The organism is Delftia sp. HK171 (assembly GCF_001886655.1).
In the GTDB taxonomy this organism is placed as follows: domain Bacteria; phylum Pseudomonadota; class Gammaproteobacteria; order Burkholderiales; family Burkholderiaceae_C; genus Comamonas; species Comamonas acidovorans.
Map to the genome: position 1 here is coordinate 5742781 of NZ_CP018101.1, position 19915 is coordinate 5762695.

21 protein-coding genes and 1 tRNA gene are annotated in these 19915 nt (G+C 67.8%); 11 read left to right on the plus strand and 11 right to left on the minus strand.

Features of this window, described 5'->3' with window-relative positions; translation table 11 throughout:
- Positions 1-70: 70 nt before the first annotated feature.
- From ispE to pth, 5 genes are all read left to right on the plus strand, one after another.
- Positions 71-934 carry a 4-(cytidine 5'-diphospho)-2-C-methyl-D-erythritol kinase gene (gene ispE, locus BO996_RS25665; protein WP_013800860.1) on the plus strand — a complete coding sequence of 288 codons (864 nt, stop codon included), beginning with the start codon at positions 71-73 and terminating at the stop codon, positions 932-934.
- A gap of 29 nt (positions 935-963) precedes the next feature.
- Positions 964-1040 (plus strand) — tRNA-Gln (locus BO996_RS25670).
- Between the two features lie 44 nt (positions 1041-1084).
- Positions 1085-2044: a ribose-phosphate pyrophosphokinase gene (locus tag BO996_RS25675; protein ID WP_071956708.1), complete on the plus strand. Its 960-nt coding sequence runs from the start codon at positions 1085-1087 to the stop codon at positions 2042-2044.
- Positions 2045-2217: 173 nt separating this feature from the next.
- Positions 2218-2847 (plus strand): 50S ribosomal protein L25/general stress protein Ctc, encoded by a 630-nt coding sequence (locus BO996_RS25680; protein ID WP_013800859.1) that lies wholly within the window; start codon positions 2218-2220, stop codon positions 2845-2847.
- A gap of 126 nt (positions 2848-2973) precedes the next feature.
- Positions 2974-3597 carry an aminoacyl-tRNA hydrolase gene (gene pth, locus BO996_RS25685; protein WP_071956709.1) on the plus strand — a complete coding sequence of 208 codons (624 nt, stop codon included), beginning with the start codon at positions 2974-2976 and terminating at the stop codon, positions 3595-3597.
- 4 nt (positions 3598-3601) lie between these two features.
- Here pth and BO996_RS25690 read toward each other — a convergent pair whose 3' ends face one another.
- Positions 3602-3865 carry a YfhL family 4Fe-4S dicluster ferredoxin gene (locus tag BO996_RS25690; RefSeq protein WP_012207234.1) on the minus strand — a complete coding sequence of 88 codons (264 nt, stop codon included), beginning with the start codon at positions 3863-3865 and terminating at the stop codon, positions 3602-3604.
- Positions 3866-4173: 308 nt separating this feature from the next.
- Between BO996_RS25690 and BO996_RS25695 the strand changes: the two genes are divergently transcribed.
- The 6 genes from BO996_RS25695 to BO996_RS25720 all read left to right on the plus strand — a co-directional run bounded on the left by BO996_RS25695 (position 4174) and on the right by BO996_RS25720 (position 11198).
- Positions 4174-5136, plus strand: a complete 963-nt coding sequence (locus BO996_RS25695) for an ABC transporter permease (protein WP_071956710.1) — start codon at positions 4174-4176, stop codon at positions 5134-5136.
- Positions 5133-6056, plus strand: a complete 924-nt coding sequence (locus BO996_RS25700) for an ABC transporter permease (protein ID WP_071956711.1) — start codon at positions 5133-5135, stop codon at positions 6054-6056. The genes BO996_RS25695 and BO996_RS25700 overlap by 4 nt, the downstream gene beginning before the upstream one ends.
- Before the next feature lie 15 nt (positions 6057-6071).
- Positions 6072-7124, plus strand: coding sequence for an ABC transporter ATP-binding protein (locus BO996_RS25705; RefSeq protein ID WP_063328213.1), 1053 nt, complete (start codon positions 6072-6074; stop codon positions 7122-7124).
- The gene (locus BO996_RS25710) at positions 7121-7978 is read left to right on the plus strand and encodes an ATP-binding cassette domain-containing protein (protein ID WP_071956712.1); all 858 of its coding nucleotides are present in this window, start codon (positions 7121-7123) and stop codon (positions 7976-7978) included. Before BO996_RS25705 ends, BO996_RS25710 begins: the two co-directional genes overlap by 4 nt.
- Positions 7979-8107: 129 nt before the next feature.
- Positions 8108-9601: an ABC transporter substrate-binding protein gene (locus BO996_RS25715; protein WP_013800854.1), complete on the plus strand. Its 1494-nt coding sequence runs from the start codon at positions 8108-8110 to the stop codon at positions 9599-9601.
- Positions 9602-9701: 100 nt separating this feature from the next.
- The gene (locus BO996_RS25720; RefSeq protein WP_071956713.1) at positions 9702-11198 is read left to right on the plus strand and encodes an amidase; all 1497 of its coding nucleotides are present in this window, start codon (positions 9702-9704) and stop codon (positions 11196-11198) included.
- Here the strand turns inward: BO996_RS25720 and BO996_RS25725 are convergent.
- From BO996_RS25725 to BO996_RS25770, 10 genes are all read right to left on the minus strand, one after another.
- Entirely contained in the window at positions 11185-12198 is a 1014-nt protein-coding gene (locus BO996_RS25725; protein WP_071956714.1) for a Bug family tripartite tricarboxylate transporter substrate binding protein, read from the minus strand. The two genes, BO996_RS25720 and BO996_RS25725, sit on opposite strands and share 14 nt — an antisense overlap.
- Positions 12199-12340: 142 nt before the next feature.
- Entirely contained in the window at positions 12341-13366 is a 1026-nt protein-coding gene (locus BO996_RS25730; RefSeq protein ID WP_012207242.1) for an AraC family transcriptional regulator, read from the minus strand.
- 58 nt (positions 13367-13424) lie between these two features.
- Complete coding sequence (locus tag BO996_RS25735; protein WP_083571197.1) at positions 13425-14312, minus strand: alpha/beta hydrolase; 888 nt, start codon at positions 14310-14312, stop codon at positions 13425-13427.
- Between the two features lie 62 nt (positions 14313-14374).
- Positions 14375-15019, minus strand: a complete 645-nt coding sequence (locus BO996_RS25740) for a LysE family translocator (protein WP_071956715.1) — start codon at positions 15017-15019, stop codon at positions 14375-14377.
- Positions 15020-15064: 45 nt separating this feature from the next.
- Complete coding sequence (locus BO996_RS25745; protein WP_071956716.1) at positions 15065-15919, minus strand: DUF429 domain-containing protein; 855 nt, start codon at positions 15917-15919, stop codon at positions 15065-15067.
- A gap of 14 nt (positions 15920-15933) precedes the next feature.
- The gene (locus BO996_RS25750; RefSeq protein WP_013800847.1) at positions 15934-16815 is read right to left on the minus strand and encodes an EamA family transporter; all 882 of its coding nucleotides are present in this window, start codon (positions 16813-16815) and stop codon (positions 15934-15936) included.
- A gap of 105 nt (positions 16816-16920) precedes the next feature.
- Positions 16921-17643, minus strand: a complete 723-nt coding sequence (gene folE / locus BO996_RS25755) for a GTP cyclohydrolase I (RefSeq protein ID WP_013800846.1) — start codon at positions 17641-17643, stop codon at positions 16921-16923.
- Between the two features lie 129 nt (positions 17644-17772).
- Positions 17773-18546 carry an endonuclease/exonuclease/phosphatase family protein gene (locus tag BO996_RS25760; RefSeq protein ID WP_012207248.1) on the minus strand — a complete coding sequence of 258 codons (774 nt, stop codon included), beginning with the start codon at positions 18544-18546 and terminating at the stop codon, positions 17773-17775.
- 27 nt (positions 18547-18573) lie between these two features.
- Positions 18574-19050: a dihydroneopterin triphosphate diphosphatase gene (gene nudB, locus BO996_RS25765; RefSeq protein WP_034398928.1), complete on the minus strand. Its 477-nt coding sequence runs from the start codon at positions 19048-19050 to the stop codon at positions 18574-18576.
- An 8-nt stretch (positions 19051-19058) separates the two neighbouring features.
- The gene (locus BO996_RS25770; RefSeq protein WP_063328218.1) at positions 19059-19874 is read right to left on the minus strand and encodes a CsgG/HfaB family protein; all 816 of its coding nucleotides are present in this window, start codon (positions 19872-19874) and stop codon (positions 19059-19061) included.
- Positions 19875-19915 lie beyond the last annotated feature (41 nt).

The window sequence follows — 19915 nt, forward strand, 5'->3', positions numbered from 1 at the left end:
TTTCCGCCGGGCGCGCCTGCTCCATCCCCACCTGCCGCCCCTGCCTCTTTTTCCTCACCCTCTCCAGCCCATGCGCTCGCTCCACGACGTGCCGGCTCCGGCCAAGCTCAACCTGTTCCTCCACATCACCGGCCGCCGCGCCGATGGCTATCACCTGCTGCAATCGGTCTTCATGCTGTTGGACTGGCATGACACGCTGCATTTCGACAGGCGTGGCGACGGCCAGATCAGCCGCGAGGACCTGTCGGGCATGGCACTTCCTGCCGACGATCTCATCGTGCGGGCCGCACGGGCCCTGCAGCAGGCCACCGGCTGCAGCGCGGGCGTGCACATCGGCGTGGAAAAGCGCCTGCCGGCGCAGGCCGGGATGGGCGGGGGCTCGTCGGATGCGGCATCGACCCTGATCGCACTGAACCGCCTGTGGCAGTTGAACCTGACGCGGCGCGAGCTGCAGCGCATTGCACTGGACCTGGGCGCCGATGTGCCCTTCTTTCTGTGCGGCAACTCCGCCTGGGTGGAAGGCATAGGCGAGCGCATCACGCCGCTGGAACAGGCCAATGCCCTGCCGCCCCAGCGGTTCGTGGTGGTCAAGCCCGAGGCGGGGCTGGAGACCCTGTCCATCTTCCGCGACGCAACCCTCAAGCGCGATCATGCCCATGCTACAATCGAAGACTTTGCTGCAGATCACTATGGCTTTGGCCAAAACGACTTGCAGCCTGTCGCCGAAAGGCTGCAGCCTGAAGTGAAAAAAGCCATCGATTGGCTAAACTCACTAAAACTGCATGCTAGAATGACGGGCTCAGGAAGTGCAGTATTTGCACCACTGACGCAAACGATTGACTTAAAGGATGCTCCTGGCGCCTGGAATGTCAGAGTTTGCAGCAATCTGCAGGCCCATCCTCTCAAGGATTGGCTGAAAGATGAAAGTTTATAGGCTGTCTGCCTGCGGCAGAAGGCCTGTGTAGGGGAGTCGCCAAGTTGGTAAAGGCACCGGATTTTGATTCCGGCATGCGAGGGTTCGAGTCCTTCCTCCCCTGCCAAACGTCTTTCGCGTCAAGGCAAACCCATCGTACTGGGGCGCTCAATGCATTCACATCATCCTGACATCATGGTCTTCACCGGCAATGCCAATCCTGGCATGGCCACTGAAATCGTTCAGCACCTCGGCACCACGCTGGGCGCAGCCGACGTGGGTCGTTTCTCCGATGGAGAAGTCGCCGTCGAGATCAAGCAGAACGTGCGTACGCGCGACGTCTTCGTCGTGCAATCCACCTGCGCACCGACCAACGACAACCTGATGGAACTGCTGGTCATGGTGGACGCGCTCAAGCGTGCATCGGCCGAGCGCATCTGCGCGGTGATTCCCTACTTCGGCTACGCCCGCCAGGACCGCCGCCCGCGCTCCACCCGCGTGCCGATCACGGCCAAGGTCGTGGCCAACATGCTGCAGGCCGTAGGCGTCGAGCGCGTCCTGACCATGGACCTGCACGCAGACCAGATCCAGGGCTTCTTCGACATCCCCGTGGACAACATCTATGCCACGCCGGTGCTGCTGGGCGATCTGCGTCAGAAGAACTACGAAGACCTGATCGTCGTCTCCCCTGACGTCGGCGGCGTGGTCCGCGCACGTGCGCTGGCCAAGCAGCTCGGCTGCGATCTGGCCATCATCGACAAGCGCCGCCCCAAGGCGAATGTCTCCGAAGTCATGCATGTCATCGGCGACATCGACGGCCGCAACTGCGTGATCATGGATGACATGATCGACACCGCCGGCACGCTGGTGAAGGCGGCCGAAGTGCTCAAGCAGCGCGGCGCCAAGAGTGTCTATGCCTACTGCACGCACCCGATCTTCTCGGGTCCGGCCATCGAGCGCATCGGCAACGGCAACGCCCTGGACGAGGTCGTGGTGACCAACACCATCCCCCTGAGCACCGAGGCACAGGCCTGCGGCAAGATCCGCCAACTGTCCGTGGCACCCCTGATTGCCCAGACGATCCAGCGGATTTCCACCGGTGATTCGGTGCTGAGCCTGTTCTCTGAATAAAATATCGGCCCCTGTGGTCGGAACCCAGCAAACCTCCTTCGGGAGGTTTGCGCGTTCCGGAGTGGTTTCAGGACCACCCCGGGACACCGCAAGAGCAGCCTGGTCCGCATCGGACAGGCGTTCTTTTATCAACGGATGAGGCTGGTCGCGGTCCATCCATCTAGGAGTTAGTTATGCAATTCGTCGCTTTTGAGCGCGCCAAGCAAGGTACGGGTGCGAGCCGCCGTCTGCGCAATTCGGGCAAGGCCCCTGGCATCGTCTACGGCGGTGCTGCCGAAGCCCAACTGATCGAAATCGATCACAACGCCCTGTGGCACGCACTGAAGAAGGAAGTGTTCCACTCCAGCATCCTGGACATGGAAGTCAACGGCCAGACCTCCAAGGTCGTGCTGCGCGACGTGCAATTCCACCCCTACAAGCAGCTCATCCTGCACGTGGACTTCCAGCGCGTTGACGACAAGACCAAGGTTCACCTGAAGGTGCCGCTGCACTTCGAAGGCATGGAACAGTCCCAGGCCGTCAAGGTCGAGAACTGCACGATCACTCCCCTGGTCCATGAACTGGACGTGGTGTGCATGCCCGCCCAACTGCCCGAGTTCATCACCGTGGACCTGAGCGGCCTGACTTCCAAGTCCACCCTGGGCCTGCAAGGCGTCAAGCTGCCCAACGGCGTGAAGGCCGTGGTGCGCGGTTCCAACAAGAACCCCGCCCTGATCTCCATCAAGCTGCCCGAAGTGGCTCCTGATGCATCGGCAGCTCCCGTGGCAGCCCCGGCCGCTCCGGCCAAGAAGGGCAAGAAGTAATTCTTGGCTTTCCCTTGCGGTGGCCCCGGCTGCCGCAAACCTGCAAAAGGCCCACCTCGCGTGGGCCTTTTGCATGGGGGAGCACCCTCGCCCGCCTGCTGCGGCCGCCATGGAGATAATCGCCCGATGATCAAATTGTTTGTCGGCCTGGGTAACCCCGGGCCGGAGTATGAGGACACCCGCCACAACGCGGGCTTTTGGTGGATTGATGCGCTGGCGCGCGAACTCAAGGTCCATCTGGTGCCCGAGCGCAGCTACTTCGGCCTCATGGCCCGTGCCAGCGTGCGCGGCGAGAACGTCTGGCTGCTGCAGCCGCAGACCTTCATGAACCTGTCGGGCAAGTCGGTGGGCGCGCTGGCGCGCTTCTTCAAGATCCTGCCCGAGGAAGTCCTCGTGGTCCATGACGAACTGGACTTCGAGCCCGGTCAGGTCAAGCTCAAGCGCGGCGGCAGCCACGGCGGCCACAACGGCCTGCGCGATATCCATGCCCAGCTGGGCTCGGCCGACTACTGGCGGCTGCGCATCGGCATAGGCCATCCGGGCCACAAGGCCGAAGTCGCCAACTGGGTGCTCAAGAAGCCCGCGCCCGACCAGCGCCAGCTGATCGAGGACAGCATCGCCCACTCCCTCAAGGCCTGGCCCGAACTGCAGGCCGGCAACATGGACAAGGCAACCTTGCTGATCCACACCACCAAGCCGCCGCGCCCCAAGCCCGCACGCCCGGCCACGGCCGAGAGCGACAAGGGCTGAACGTTCAGGAAGAAGCGGGAGCCTGGGACTGCAGACGCAGGTACTTCTGCATCAGCGTCTCGCGGTCTTCCACATGGGCGGGATTCACGGGAATGCAGGCCACCGGGCAGATCTGCACGCACTGGGGCTCATCGAAATGGCCCACGCACTCCGTGCACTTGCTGTGCTCGATCTCGTAGTACTCCTCGCCCATGGAGATTGCATCGTTCGGGCACTCGGGCTCGCAGACATCGCAGTTGATGCATTCGTCGGTGATCATCAAAGCCATGGCAGGTCCCTCGCAAGTGCCAGCCACGCTCCGGGCCGGGCGGGCCCATGCGCCCCGAAGGGGCCTTGCAGCAAGGTGGCATCAGTCATGCCGCCATTATCCTGTCCGCCACATAAGCATGGAGGCTGCACGGGCAAGCCCGGCGCCCTGAAATCGATGGCCGCGTCCCCGTTCATCGGGGCCCTGCCGCTTCAAAGGCCGCTATGCTGCGAGCATGGGCCGTGCGCAGTACCATTCGGGCCCTTCCAAGAACAACCCACCCACTCCGCCGACGTGACCGCCACCCACCCTGCCGAGGCCGATTGCCCATGAGCATCTTTCTGCTCAAGCGCCTGCTGATGCTGGCAGCCACGCTGCTGGGCGCATCGGCCGTGGTTTTCGGCGTGCTGGAAGTGCTGCCGGGCAATGCCGCCCAGACGCTGATGGGCCCCGATGCCGCGCCCGAGGCGGTGCAGGCGCTGGCCGTGCAACTGGGGCTGGACCAGCCGGCCTGGCAGCGCTACCTGCAGTGGCTGCAGGGGCTGCTGCACGGCGACATGGGACTGAGCTACGCCTACAGCACACCGGTCAGCGAGCTGGTGCTGGAGCGGCTGGCCGTCACCGTGCCGCTGGCCGTGATGGCCATGCTCATCACGACCGTGCTGGCACTGGCCGCCGGCATCTATGCCGCATCGCGCCACAACCGCTGGGGCGACCTGGGCATCATGGGCCTGGCACAGGTCGGCATCGCCATCCCCAATTTCTGGTTTGCCATCCTGCTGATCCTGGTGTTCTCGGTGAAGCTGCAATGGTTTTCCGCCGGCGGCTTTCCCGGCTGGAGCGAGGCCGACGGCGGCGGCCCGCTGCAGGCACTGCAGGCGCTGCTGCTGCCGGCCATCTCGCTGGCCGTGGTGCAGGCGGCCATCCTGGCGCGCATCACGCGCTCGGCCGTGCTGGAGGTGCTGCGCGAGGACTTCGTGCGCACGGCCCGCGCCAAGGGCCTGTCGCGCCGTGCCGTGCTCTGGGGCCATGTGCTGCGCAACGCCATGATTCCCGTGCTCACGGTCATGGGTCTGCAGTTCGCCCAGTTGCTGGCCGGCACCATCGTGGTGGAGAACGTGTTCTACCTGCCGGGCCTGGGCCGGCTGATCCTCCAGTCCATCGCCAACCGCGACCTGATCGTGGTGCGCAACTGCGTGCTGCTGCTGGCGGCCATGGTGGTGGTCATCAACTTCATCGTGGACGTGCTGTACGCGGCCATTGATCCGCGCATCGAAGCCAGCGACGTATGAGCCAGCCGCACAGCCCTCCTTCGCCCCCGCCCTCCGCCTCGCCAGCGGGCCACCGGCCCACGCGGGCCGTCACCCTGCGCGCGCCCGCCGGAGCGGGCCGGCGCATGCTGGGCCACCGCAGCTTCCTGCTGGGGGCGGTGCTGACCGCGCTGCTGCTGCTCACGGCCCTGCTGTCTTTCTGGTGGACGCCGGGCTCTGCCTACGACATGGACATGGACGCCAAGCTGGCTGCACCGGGCGCCCTGCACTGGCTGGGCACCGACGCCTATGGGCGGGACGTGGCCTCGCTGCTGTTCCTGGGCGCGCGCAGCTCCATCCTGGTCGGCGTGATTGCCGTGGGCATCGGGCTGTCGATGGGCGTGGCGCTGGGCCTGGTCGCGGCAGCCTGCAGGGGCTGGGTGGAAGAGGCCATCATGCGGCTGGCCGATTTCAGCTTTGCCTTTCCCGCGCTGCTGTCGGCCATCATGCTCACGGCCGTGTTCGGCGCAGGCATCGTCAACGCCATCATTGCCATCGGCATCTTCAACATTCCCACCTTCGCGCGCATCACGCGGGCATCGGCCAAGGCCGTGTGGGCGCGCGAATACGTGCTGGCCGCACGCGCCTGCGGCCATGGCCGCGCCAGCATCACCTGGCGCCATGTGCTGCCCAACATCCTGCCGGTGCTGGTGGTGCAGGCCACCATCCAGTTCGCGCTGGCCATTCTGGCCGAGGCCGCCCTGTCCTATCTGGGCCTGGGCACGCAGCCGCCCCAGGCCTCATGGGGCCGCATGCTCAGCGAGGCGCAGACCCTCATGTTCCAGGCACCGCTGCTGGCCGTGTGGCCGGGCCTGGCCATTGCGCTGTCGGTGCTCGGGCTCAACCTGCTGGGCGACGGGCTGCGCGATCTGCTCGACCCGCGCCTGTCGCGCCAGCGCTGAGGAAGGCACGCGCCCATGCCCCTGCTCGAAGTCTCCGGCCTCACCATCACCTTGCAGACCCCGCGCGGCCGCGCGCGCGCCGTGCAGAACCTGGAGTTCATCCTGGAGCGCGGCGCCACGCTGGGCCTGATCGGCGAGTCGGGCTGCGGCAAGTCGCTGACCGCCCTGGCGCTGATGGGCCTGCTGCCAGAGCATGCCCAGGTGGACGGCAGCATCCAGCTCAACGGCAAGGAGCTGCTGGACATGGACGAGAACGCGCTGTGCCGCCTGCGCGGCAACCGCATGGCCATGGTGTTCCAGGAGCCGATGACGGCATTGAACCCCGTGCACGGCATCGGCCGCCAGGTGGCCGAGCCGCTGCGCCATCACCTGCGCCTGGGCCGCCAGGCCGCGCGAGCGCATGCGGTGGCGCTGCTGGAGCGCGTGGGCATTGCCCGTGCGGCCCAGCGCTATGACGACTATCCGCACCAGTTCTCGGGCGGCCAGCGCCAGCGCATCACCATCGCCATGGCCCTGGCCTGCGGGCCCGACCTGCTGATTGCCGACGAACCCACGACGGCGCTGGACGTGACCGTTCAGCAGCAAATCCTGGACCTGCTGCAGGAACTGGTGGCCGAGCATTCCATGGCCCTGCTGCTGATCTCGCACGACCTGGGCGTGATCGCGCAGAACGTGGAGCAGTTGCTGGTCATGTACGGCGGCAGCGTGGTCGAAAGCGGCATGACCGAGGCCATCTTCGCGCGCCGCGCCCATCCCTATACACGCGGCCTGTTCGCGGCCAGGCCCCAGCTGGACCTGTCCGCCCCCGGCAGCCTGCCGCCGGCCCGGCTGCCCACCATTGCCGGCACCGTGCCCGAGCTGGTGGACCTGCCGGCCGGCTGCGCCTTCGCGGGCCGCTGCAGCTTCACCGAGCCGGCCTGCCACAGCGAGCGCCCGCGCCCCGTGGTACTGGAGCGCCCGCAGCGGCCCACGCCCGCATCCCTGCAGGCCTGGGCACAGCCGCATGTGGTGCGCTGCCTGCGCCCCGAGGCCATTGCACAGGGCCTGCCTGCACAGGAATGCGCATGACAGGGCACCCCCTCCAGGCGCCACCGGTCCAGACGCCACCGGCCTCCGATGCCCCCCTGCTGCAAGTGACAGGCCTGGCCCGCAGCTACCAGTTGCCGCGCCGGTCGCTGTGGCGCGCGCCGGAGCAGGTGCATGCGCTGCGTGGCGTGGATTTCACGCTGACGGCGGGGCGCAGCCTGGGCGTGGTGGGCGAGTCGGGCTCAGGCAAGTCCACGCTGGCACGCCTGGTCATGGCGCTGGACACGCCCAGCGCCGGCAGCGTACGGCTGCTGGGCCAGGATCTGCACCAGTTGGGTCGCCAGGCACTGCGGACGGCACGCCGCGACTTCCAGATGGTGTTCCAGGACCCCTACGGCTCGCTGGACCCGCGCATGACGGTGGAGCACATCGTCTGCGAACCCCTGCTCGCCCAGCCTGCGTCGCCCGAACGCAGCGCCCGGCGCGACCAGGCCCGCGCCACGCTGGAACAGGTCGGCCTGCGCGTGCAGGACCTGGACAAGTACCCGCACGAGTTCTCGGGCGGCCAGCGCCAGCGCATCGCCATTGCGCGGGCATTGATCACACGGCCCCGCCTCATCGTGGCCGATGAGCCCGTGAGTGCGCTGGACGTATCGGTGCAGGCCCAGGTGCTGAACCTGCTGCACGATCTGCAGCAGCAGCTGGGCCTGTCCTATCTGTTCATCAGCCACGACCTGGCCGTGGTCCAGCACCTGTGCGACGACGCCATCGTGCTGAGCGAGGGCCGCATCGTCGAGCGCGGAGCGCCGCAGCAGCTGTTCCACGCCCCGCAGCACCCATATACGCAGGCCCTGGTCCGGGCCGTGCCGCGCATCGCCCTGCAGCACCGGGCCTGAAAGCTGACGGCCGCCCGCGCGGACCAGGCCCCCAGGGCCACGCACCCGTGCGCCGTGGTGTAAAAACACTGCTGCAGGCCGCAGACAGCGGCCCGAGAACCATCTGCAAGAATTTCCGGAGACCTGTTCATGTTCAACCGCCGTTCCCTGCTGGCCAGCTCCGCTGCTGCCGGCCTGCCCCTGCTGATGCCCTGGCCTGCGCTGGCCCAGAGCCGCAAGGACAGCATCACGCTGGCGATGACGCTGGAGCCCCCGGGGCTGGACCCCACGGCCGGGGCCGCATCGTCCATCGGCGAGATCGTGCTCTACAACCTGTTCGAGACGCTGACCAAGATCAACCCGGACGGCAGCGTCTCGCCGCTGCTGGCCGAGAGCTGGGAGGTCTCGCCCGACCTCAAGACCTACACCTTCCGCCTGCGCAAGGGCGTGAGTTTTCAGAACGGCGAGCCCTGCAACGCCCACAGCGTGAAGTACTCCTTCGACCGGGCGGGCGACGACAAGAGCACCAACAAGGACAAGCGGACCTTCGCCTCCCTGTCCACGCGCGTGGTGGACGACCATACCGTGGTCGTGATCAACAAGGACATCGATCCCGACTTCCTCTTCGTGCTCGGCCAGGCGACTTCCATCATCGTCGAGCCCAAGAGCGCGGCCACCAACGCCACGCGCCCCGTGGGCACGGGCCCCTACCAGTTGGGCAACTGGAGCAAGGGCGCCTCGGTCACGCTCACGGCCTGGCCGCAGCACCGCATGGCCTCCGGCCTGCGCATTCGCCGCGCCAGCTTTCGCTTCATCTCGGACCCTGCGGCCCAGGTCGCTGCGCTGCTGGCTGGCGACGTCGATGCCTTCCCGCGCGTGACGCCGCGCAGCGTGGCCCAGTTCAAGGCCAACGGGCGCTTCCAGGTCGTGGTCAGCGGCTCGCGCGCCAAGACCATCCTGGCCATGAACAACGCACGCAAGCCCCTGGGCGACGCGCGCGTGCGCCGCGCCATCGCCGCGGCCATCGACCGCAAGGCCGTGATCGACGGCGCGGGCGACGGCTACGGCCTGCCCATCGGCAGCTACTACGTGCCCACGGCCTTTGGCTATGTGGACACCACGGGCATCAACCCCTTCGACGTGGAAAAGGCCAAGGCGCTGCTGGCCGAGGCCGGCGTCAAGACTCCGCTGGAGCTGACCATGACGCTGCCACCCACGCCCTACGCGCGCCAGGGCGGCGAGGTGATTGCCGCGCAGCTGGCCAAGATCGGCATCCGCGCCAAGCTGCAGAACGTCGAATGGGCGCAGTGGCTGTCGGGCACCTACACCCTCAAGAACTACGACCTGACGCTGATCTCCCATGTCGAGCCCTTCGATCTGGGCAACTTCGCCAAGCCCGACTACTACTGGGGCTACGAGTCCGCCCAGTTCAACGAGCTGTACGACAAGATCAAGAACGCCTCGCGCCCCGCCGACCGCTCGCGCCTGCTGGGCGATGCCCAGCGCCTGCTGGCCCAGGATTGCGTGCACGCCTTCCTCTACACGCCGCAATGGGTCACCGTGGCCAACAAGAACCTGCGCGGACTGTGGAAGGACATGCCCATCTTCGTCAACGATCTCTCGGCACTGTCCTGGGCCACCTGAGCCGCGCACCGGCTGAGCCACAGGCGACAGGCGCGCCGGTGGCCCCGGTCCACACTGCGGCAGATCTGCCGCTGGAACCGCCATCCTCAAGGAAGCCGCGATGACTGGAACGACACAGGCCCTGCACGACCTACCCGCCCATGCGCTGCTGCGCGCCTACCGGGAGCGCAGCCTCTCGCCCGTCGAGGTCATGCACGAGCTGCTGGCCCATGTGCAGCGCTGGGAGCCGGCCCTGGGCGCCACCTACCTGCTGCGCCCCGAGGCCGCACTGGCCCAGGCACGCGCCAGCGAGGCGCGCTGGCTGCGCGGCGAGCCGGCAGGCCTGCTGGACGGCGTCCCCGCCACGGTCAAGGACAACATCGCCACGCGCGGCGACCCCACCCCCGTGGGCACGGCCGCCACGCCCCAGGTCGCCGCCCCGCTGGACGCACCACCCGCTGCGCGCCTGCGCGAAGCGGGCGCCATCCTCTTCGCCAAGACCACCATGCCCGACTACGGCATGCTGTCCTCGGGCCTGTCCTCGCTGCACGGCAACACCTTCAACCCCTGGGATCCGGACAAGACGCCGGGCGGCTCCAGCGCAGGCGCGGGCGCCGCTGCGGCGGCCGGCTACGGGCCGCTGCATGTGGGCACGGACATTGGCGGCTCCATCCGCCTGCCCGCAGGCTGGTGCGGCATCTTCGGCCTCAAGCCCAGCCTGGGCCGCGTGCCCATCGACCCGCCCTATACCGGCCGCTGCGCCGGTCCCATGACGCGCAGCGTGGCCGATGCCGCACTGATGATGCAGGCCCTGTCCCTGCCCGATGCGCGCGACAGCATGGGCCTGCCGCACCAGGACATTGCCTGGAGCGGCTTCGACATGGACCCTGCCCAGGTGCGCGGCCTGCGCATAGGCCTGCTGCTGGATGCCGGCTGCGGCCTGCCCCTGCAGCCCCGCGTGCGTGCCGTGGTGGAGCAGGCTGCGGCCTGGCTGGAATCGGCCGGCGCCCATATCGAGATCATCCAGCCCTGGCTCACACGCGACATGCTCGACGGCCTCGACCATTTCTGGCGCATGCGCTCGCATGTGGAAATGCAGTCGCTGCCGGACGCCCAGCGCCGCGTGGTCCTGCCCTTCATCCGCGACTGGGCCGACAGTGCCGGGTCCATCACCGCCACCCAGCTGTTCGTGGCCAGCCAGCAATCGCACCTGCTGCGCGTGGCTACGGTGCGGGCCACGGCGGCCTTCGACTATGTGCTGTCGCCCGTGGCGCCCATCACGGCTTTCCCGGCCCACCTGCCCAGCCCCACCAACGACCCGCTGCGACCGCTGGAGCACATTGCCTTCACCGTGCCCTACAACATGTCCGAGCAGCCCGCCGCGTCCGTGCCCTGCGGGCATGACGGGCAGCTGCCCATCGGCGTGCAGATCGCGGGCCGCCGCTTTGACGACCTGGGCGTGCTGCGGCTCAGCCGCGTGCTGGAGCAGCTGCGGCCGCCGCAGCCTGCCTGGCCACAGCCTGCCTGGCCACAGCCCCTTCCGCCGGGCCGGGGCACTGGCGACAGCGAAGACGGGGCACAGGCGCGGGCACGCGCAGTGCCGGCTACTCCAGCCTGATTCCCGCATCCTTGACGATGCGCGCCCAGCGCGGCAGGTCGCGCGCCATGGCCGCTGACAGCTCCTCGGGCGTGCCGCCCACCGGGCGCAGCCCCATGGCAGCCAGGCGGCCGCTGAGTTCGGGCGAGGCCACGATGCGCCGAACCTCGGCCGAGAGCTTGTCCACGATGGGCCGGGGCGTTCCCGCCGCCACGAAGGTGGCGAACCAGCCATTGGCCTCGAAGCCCGCCAGCCCCAGCTCGGCAAAGGTGGGCACATCGGGCAGCGCCGGATGGCGCTGCATGCCGGTGATGGCCAGGATGCGGATCTTGTCGGACTTCAGGTGCGCATTGGCCGAGGACACGTCGATGAAGCCCGACGACAGCTGCCCGCCCAGCACATCGTTGACCAGCGGTGCCGCGCCCTTGTAGGGAATCAGCGCCAGATCCAGCCCGGCCCTGGCACGCAGCAGTTCGCCATGCATGTGCGAGGAGGTGCCGTTGCCGTAGTTGCCGTTGCTGTACTTGCCCGGATGGGCCTTGACCAGGGCGATGAACTCCTGCAGCGTCGTGGCCGGAACGTCGCGCGGCACCACGAACAAGTCCGAGGACAGGGCCACCTGCGATACGGGGGCAAAGTCCCTGAGCACGTCATAGGGCATCTTTGCGTACAGCGCCGGCGACTGGATCATGGCCGTGATCCCCAGCAGCAGCGTATAGCCATCGGGCGCCGACTTGGCCACCACGTCGCCGCCGATGATGCCGCTGGAGCCCGGCCGGTTCTCCACCACCACGGGCTGGCCCCAGGCCTGGCTCAGTTGCTGGGCAATGATGCGGCCGATGATGTCCGTGCCGCCGCCTGCCGGGTAGGGAATCACCATGCGCAGCGGCTTGGACGGATAGGCACCGCCTGCAGGCTGTGCAAAGGCGATCGGCGATGCCGTTCCCAGGGCGGCACCCAGTGAGGCGCTGGCGGCGCATGCCAGCGCCGCCCGCAGGCAGCCGCGTCGGCTCGATTCCATGGCTTGTCTCCTTGTCCTTCGGTGCTCCGCCCTCGTTGGCGGGGCGGTGTGCCCTGCCGCAGTGGCAGGGTCCATGGACAGTGTGGCCACCGGGCCTTCCGCCACCAATCGCCGATCGTCTCAAAATGATTGGCAAAAAAGATCAGCGGCCGCGATGCTGGGCCTGCCGGTAGGCGCCCGGCGGCAGGCCGGTCCAGCCCTTGAAGGCGCGGTGAAAGGTGCTGGCCTCCGCAAACCCCACGCGGGCCGCGATGTCGGCCAGGGTCAGATCCGGGCGGTTCAGCAATTCGATGGCGGCGTCGCGGCGCAGGTCGTCCTTGAGGGATTGGAAGCCCAGGCCTTCGTCGCGCAGGCGGCGGCGCAGCGTCTGCGGTGTCATGGACAGCGCGGCGCCCACCTGCTCCAGCGAAGGCAGCTCCCCCGCCAGATCGCGGCGCAGCAGGCGGCGGATGCGCTCGCCCAGGCGCGTGCGGTCGCGGTAGCGGATCACCAGGCCCATGGCCGCCTGGTCCAGGAATTCGGCCAGGCTCTCCGGGGTCTGCACCACGGGCAGCTCCAGCCAGCGCGCATCGAACTCCAGCCCCGTGAAGTCGCGGTCACGCTGCAGCGGCGCCAGGAACAGGCGCTGCGCCTCCGTGCCATACGGCATGCTGGCTCCGGCCGGCGCGCACACGCCCGTCAGCTCAATCCTGCGCGACACCAGCCAGGACATGACGCCATAGCCCAGAAAGCAAAAGGAACGCTCGGCATAGGCCAGCGGCGCATCACGCTCGCGCAGCGACACCATGGCGATGCGGGCCACGCCATCCACCACCTGCAGCCGGGGAGCGAAGTCGCGCAGCACCAGGCGGTAGAAACGCAGCCCGGCCTGCAATGCCTCGCCCAGCGTGCGGCAGGGCAGCATGGTGCGGCAGGCCTGGGCAAAACTGCCCACGGGCAGCGGATGGCGGCACAGGCCCCACAGCTCGTCGCGGCAGACGCGGCGCAGCACGCGGATCAGTGCCGCGTACTGCGCCTGGGTCACGCGCGACAGCGGCGCATCCAGCAGGGCCGGCGCAATGCCGGCGCGGCGCAGGATGGCTGGCACATCCATGCCATTGCGCTGCACGCCCTGCACGATCTGCAGGACCTGGGCAATGGCAATGGTGTGGGCCGTGGTCTGTGGCATGGGCTTGGTGGAGACGGCGTCAGATGGGCAGGTCAAGGCCTGCCAGCCATTGTCTCCATCAATGGCCCAGATATCGATCCAGGAATCCCAGCACCCGCAGCTCGTAGGGCTTGGGCGCGTAGTCGTACAGGTCCACATGCGCGGCGCCCTCCACCATCCACAGCGCCTTGGGCTCACGCGCCGCATCGAACAGCTCGCGGGTTTCTGCGGGCGTGGTGTGCCGGTCCTGCAGCCCGGCCGCGATCAGCACGGGAGCGCCCAGCGCCTTCACATGGTCTATGGGACGCAGTTGCGCCAGCTCCAGATGCAGGCGCAGCGGCAGCTGCCACGCCAGCAAGGGCGTGACCACGTCCGCCAGCCAGCCGATGTGCGCGCGCACGCGGTTGTCTATGGCCTGCCGGATGTCGGGGAACACGGACTCCAGCACCACCGCATCCGGCCCCGGGGCCACATGGGACAAAAGCAGGGCCGCGCCGCCCAGCGATGTGCCGATCACCGCCACCTTCTCGCCCGGCAGCTGTTGCCGCACATAGGCCATGGCGGCACGCACGCCTGCGCCTTCGGCCATGCCGAAGCTGATGCGCTCGCCACTGCTTTCGCCGTGCGCGGGCAGGTCGATCAGGCAGACGGAGTACCCCTGCCGATGGAGCATGCGCGCACGCGCCAGCATGGCCAGCCGGTCTGCGTACACGCCGTGCAGCAGCAGCACGGCACCATGGCCCGGCTGCCCCTTGGCGAACCAGCCCCGGACCTGCCCGCCCTCGTCGGTGGGCAACTGCAGCGTCTGGACCGGCCAGTCCGCGGGCGGCGCGCCGACAGGCTGGTGGTCCGGCTGGCTCAACAGGCTGCCCACCAGCCAGGCCGCCGCCATCAGCAGGGCCAGTCCGGACAATCCGGCCATCAGCAAGGCGGCAGGCCATGAAAGATTGCGCAATCGGGAAAGCATGGCGTGGACTGTGCCACGGCCCGGCCCTCGCGCCGTGGCCCGCAGCGAAAAGCAGAGTATTCCTAACGCTGCACCAGGGCCAGCCGCACGGCCATGCCCAGAAAGACCAGCCCGGCCACGCGGTTGAGCCAGTTCTGGGCGCGCACGGAGCGCTGGAGCAGCACGCCGAACCAGCCCGAACAGCAGGCGATGGCGCCGAACACCAGCAGCGCCGCCAGCATGAACACGCAGCCCAGCACCATCACCTGGGTGGCCACGCTGCCGCGCGCGGGGTCCGCGAACTGCGGCAGAAAGGCCAGGAAGAAGATCAGCACCTTGGGATTGGTGAGGTTCATCACCACGCCACGCCCCACCCAGCGCAGCGCCCGTGCGGGGGTCAGCGGGTCGGCTGCGCCGGCCAGCGGCATCTCGCCCGGCCGGGCCACGGCGCGCAGCGCGCCCCAGGCCAGCCAGGCCAGATAGGCCGCGCCGCACAGCTTGATGGCGGTGAACAGCAGGGGCGATGCAGCCACCAGCGCCGCCAAGCCCAACGCAACCGCCGCCGTATGCACCACCAGCCCCAGGCACAGGCCCAGCACCACGCACAGGCCCACGCCCCAGCCACGCTGGGCCGATTGCATGAGCACGAACAGGTTGTCAGGCCCCGGGCTCAGGCCCAGCAGCACGGCCACGCCAAAAAAGGCCAGCAGGGTTTCAAAGGTCGGCATCGCTTCTCTCTTTTCGATTCATCGCATGTTCCAGCGCGGCTTGGGTCAGGCTTGCGCCGTGACGATCCAGCCTTCCAGCGGATCCAGGTCGTGCGGCAACCCGTAGAGCGCATCGCCCTGCGCATGGCGGGCCGCGGCCCAGGCGGCCTGCAGCATGCAGATCACGGCGTCCAGCCGGTCTCCGCTGCCGTCTGCCAGCAACTGGTTGCGGGCTTCTTCGCCATCAATCTGCAGGCGCAGCGCCAGCGGGTTGTCGCCGCTCTCCAGCGCCGCCAGCAATTGCACACGCGCCTGATGGCGTTCGGGCGTTTGCCGCGCGGGCTCGTCGCTTTTGTAACTGAGGCGCCCGATCACGGCGCGCGCCAGCATGCCCGGGTAGGCTTCCAGCGCCACGCGGCGCGCATCGCCTTCGCTTGGCCGTTGCAGGCCCGGCAGATGCACGCCGGCCGCGCGCAGCAAGGGCAGCCCGGCATGCAGCATGTAGGCCACGGGCGGGTTCACCCATTTCATGGAAGGGCTGGCCCCCGCAGGCCCGTCCGTGGCGCGGTGCGCAAACTTGCCGCCTGCGGGCCGCGCCGCGCAAAAGGCCCTGAACTGCTCGCGTATGGCCTGGCGCGTGAGGCCGGCGTAGTGATCCATGCAGGCCGCCCAGTCCGTGGGCCAGCCCAGTTGCTCCACCAGTTCGCGCGGCAGGCCGAAAGGCAGGTCGAATCCACCCACCCAGGCCGACTGCGCTGCATCGGCGGGCCGGGCCAGCCAGGCAGCCCATGCGTCCAGCGAGGCGAACTCCAGCAGCTCCTGCAGGACCACCGTGTCGCCAGCCAGCAGACGGCCCAGGGTCATGGTGATGGGCTTGCGCGCCGTAGGCCGGCTGCTGAAATCGCAGCCCAGCACCCGCATTGCCGCCATGGCGCTCAGCCCAGGCCCAGCGCCGTCACGCCGACGGCAATGCACACCGCGCCCGCAATGCGCGCCAGGCGGTCGCCTTCGCGCAGCATGTGGCCGCCGATCAGCGCCGCGAACAGCATGGAGACTTCGCGCGCAGGCGCCACGTGCGACATGGGCGCATCCTGCATGGCGTAGAGCACCAGCACATAGGCGATGGGGCTGATCAGCGCCACCAGGGCCGCGAAGCGCCACTGCGTGCGCCACAGGCTGCGCGCAGTGGGCAGGTCGCGCAGCACCACGGGAGCGAGCAGGAATACGCGCACGAAGTTGCCCATGTAGTCGATGAGGATGGGCGACATCAACAGCATCTTCACGCCGTAGCCGTCCACCACGGTGTAGCTGGCGATGAAGGCGCCCGTCAGCAGGCCGTACCACAGGCCCAGCCGCAGCCGCTCGCGCGCTTCGGGGTCATGGCGTGCGCGCAGCAGGCCGGGGCCGCCCGCGATCAGGAACACGCCAACCACCACGCCGGCAATGCCCAGCACGCCCAGCGAGGAAATCTGCTCCCCCAGGAAGACCACCGCCACCATGGACGACAGCAGCGGCCCAGAGCCGCGCGCCAGCGGATAGACCACGGTGAGGTCCGCGCTGCGGTAGCCACGCAGCAAGGTCACGTAGTAGGCCACGTGCAGCAGGCCGCTGGCCAGCACCACCAGCCATTCGTTGCGCCCCCATGTGGGCACCACATCGCGCCCCACCCACCAGCCCAGCGGTGCCCAGATCACCATCATGATGACCGAGGTGAAGAAAGCGAAGCGCGAGTCGCCGCCCGCCTTCTTGGCCACGATGTTCCAGCCTGCATGGATGAGGCCGGCAATGATGATCAGGGCAAAGGCTTGCAGCGACATGGGCAGGTCCGGGGAAAGCGGGGCGTGGCGCGGGAAAGAAAAAAGGCCGCGCACTGCGCAGCCTGGGGTGTTGCTTGAGGCGTCCGGGGACGCCACCCCGGGGAGTTACCTGCGGCTGGACACCAGCGAGAGGAACTCGCGGCGCAGTTCAGGATTGGTGAGGAAGGCGCCGCGCATGACGGAGTTCAGCATCTTGCTGTCCATCTCGCGCACGCCGCGCCAGGACATGCAGAAGTGCGAAGCCTCCATGACCACGGCCAGGCCGTCGGGGCGGGTCTTGTCGAGGATCAGGTCGGCCAGCTGGATGATGGCCTCTTCCTGGATCTGGGGGCGGCCCATGATCCAGTCCACCAGCCGCGCGTACTTGGACAGGCCGATGACATTGGTGTTCTTGTTGGGCAGCACGCCGATCCAGATCTTGCCGATCACCGGGCACAGATGGTGGCTGCAGGCGCTGCGCACCGTGATCGGGCCGACGATCATCAGCTCGTTGAGGTGCTCGGCGTTGGGGAACTCGGTGATGGCGGGCTGCGCCACATAGCGGCCGCGGAACACCTCGTTGACATACATCTTGGCCACGCGGCGCGCCGTGGCGCGCGTGTTGTGGTCGTGCGTGGTGTCGATGACCATGCTGTCGAGCACGCCCTGCATCTTGTCCTGGACTTCGTCGAGCAACAGCTCGAGTTCACCGGGCTCGATGAATTCGGAGATGTTGTCGTTCGCATGAAAGCGCTTTTGCGCCTGCTTCAACCGTTCGCGGATCTTGACCGAGACGGGGGTGCCCTCGGCCTGGCTGTCTTGTTTCATGTCGACGAGTTCTCTGAACATGGCTGGCATGGTAACAGCGAAACCCGCGGCATGGCACGCAAGGGATTTTCCACCCAAACGCAGGTTCTGCCCGCGCTGAAAGCTATCATTTCAATAGCAAAAGAATGGCTTGTGTGACAGAACCCGGGGCTAGAGGCGGAATTCGGCAATCAGCGGCAGATGGTCGGACATGCGCCACCAGATGCGTCCCTTGGGCACATGCAGTCCCAGCGGGGTGAGGCCGCGCACGTAGACATGGTCCAGCTGGGCCAGCGGCAGGCGCGAGGGATAGGTGGGCACGCTGGGCAATTCGTCGTATTCGTACAGGCCGAAACCGCCGAGCATGCGCTTGATCTGGCCACCCCAGTCGTTGAAGTCGCCAGCCACCACCACGGGCGCGCCGGGCGGCACCTCGCGCTCGATGAAGCGCTTGAGCTGTGAGACCTGGCGCACGCGGCTGCCGGGGATCAGGCCCAGGTGCACCACGATGGTGTGCACGCGCCGGTTCTGCACTTCCACCTCCACATGCAGCAGGCCCCGCTGCTCGAAGCGGTGGTCTGAGATGTCCTCGTGCTGGTGGCCCACCACGGGCCAGCGGGTGAGCAGCGCGTTGCCATGCTCGCCATGGCGCGTGTAGGCATTGGTGCGGTAGACGGCCTCGTATCCCAGGGGAGCCAGATACTCCGCCTGCGACACCTGGGGCCAGCGCTCGAAGTAGGCGGCCTCCTTGTGGTTCATCTTGCGCACTTCCTGCAGGCAGACGATGTCGGCATCGAGCTGCTCCACAGCGTGTCCCAGGTTGTGGATCTCAAGGCGGCGCACGGGACCCATGCCTTGCACGCCCTTGTGGATGTTGTAGGTCGCGACGCGCAGTATGGACGGGCCGGGGTCCACCTCGTGGGAGGATTTCACGTTGTCAGTCATAGGCGGTCAGGAACACAGGGATCGGGATCAGTCCAGCTCCAGTGAAGCGAATCGCGGCAGCATCAGGATGGCTTCCGCATTGGACGGGGAGTAGCAGCGCTCGGCAGCGTCATGCCAATGATGCCAAGCAGATGCGGTATGTTCCCTCGGATTCAAGAACACAGGGGTGTAGGACGGAATCCGCAGGCCGAAAACCCTCTCGCGGTTGTGCCATACACCGGGCGCATAGCGGTGCTGCCAGGCCGGGTAGATGGTGTAGATGTTCTCCAGCGCCCAGTCCTGCAGCAGGCAGCCGGGCGCCTCGGGATCGATGCCGGTTTCTTCCCGCACCTCGCGCACTGCGGTCTCGCGCCAGGACTCGCCTTCATGGTCCTTGCTGCCCGTCACCGACTGCCAGAACTCCCCGCCCTCAGGCGCCGGTGCCGTGCGGCGCATCAGCAGCACCTGCCCGTCATCGCGGTAGATGACGACCAGCACCGATTCAGGGATCTTGTAGCCTGGCATGGCAGGCATCAGCCCTTGCCCTGGACCGCTTTGGTCGCCACGGGCGGTGGCAGCTCCTTGGCCTGCAGCGCGCGCACCTGATGCACGAGCTGGTTGTGCGCATCCAGAAAGGCGGCGGCGATGACCTTGCCCTCGTTGGTATTGCTCCAGCCCGCGCCCGCCGCGCCCAGGCGGCCCAGCACCATGCCGCCCACGCCCAGATCGGTGGTGCGGGCGGCGCCCGTGGCAGCGGCCACCTGCTCGGTGGTTTCGTTGTCCGACAGCAGCAGCGCGGTCTGCGCCTCCTTGAACTTGACCTGCTCGACCATGCCGGCCAGCCCCGCGATGTCCCGCAGCACCGGAATCATGGCAACCACGCCGGCCAGGCCCCGGCCCGCGTCCTGCTCGCTGAAGGTCAGGCTGGGCGTCAGCGTGTATTGCGCCTCATAGCCACGGCCCTTGCGCACCGTGGAGCTCTCGCGCAGCACGCCGGCGTTCTTCAGGTCCTGCTCCTGCACCGTGCCGCGCAGGCCCGCGCCCCGATCCACCACACGAAAGCAGCCGCTTTGCTGGGCCAGCAGCTTGATCAGCGGCACGGGCGAGGCAGGCAGCTGGTAGCCCGACCCCATGACGTAGCCGTTGGGATTCTCGGCCAGGGCCAGCGTGGCCACGGGCGCGTCGCAGCGCACGAGTTCGCGCGAGCCATTGTTCGCGCCCAGGGGCCCGGCGGAGCCGGTGATCTCCGAGCCGCCCTGCCCCAGCTCGGTCTTCTTTTCCCCGCAGCCGGACAGGCCCAGCCCTGCCAGCACAGCCAGCGCCAGCGATGCAATGCCTTGAAAACGCATGAAAGCTCTCCGCAAAAAGAAAAACGGCAGAAGCTTTGCCA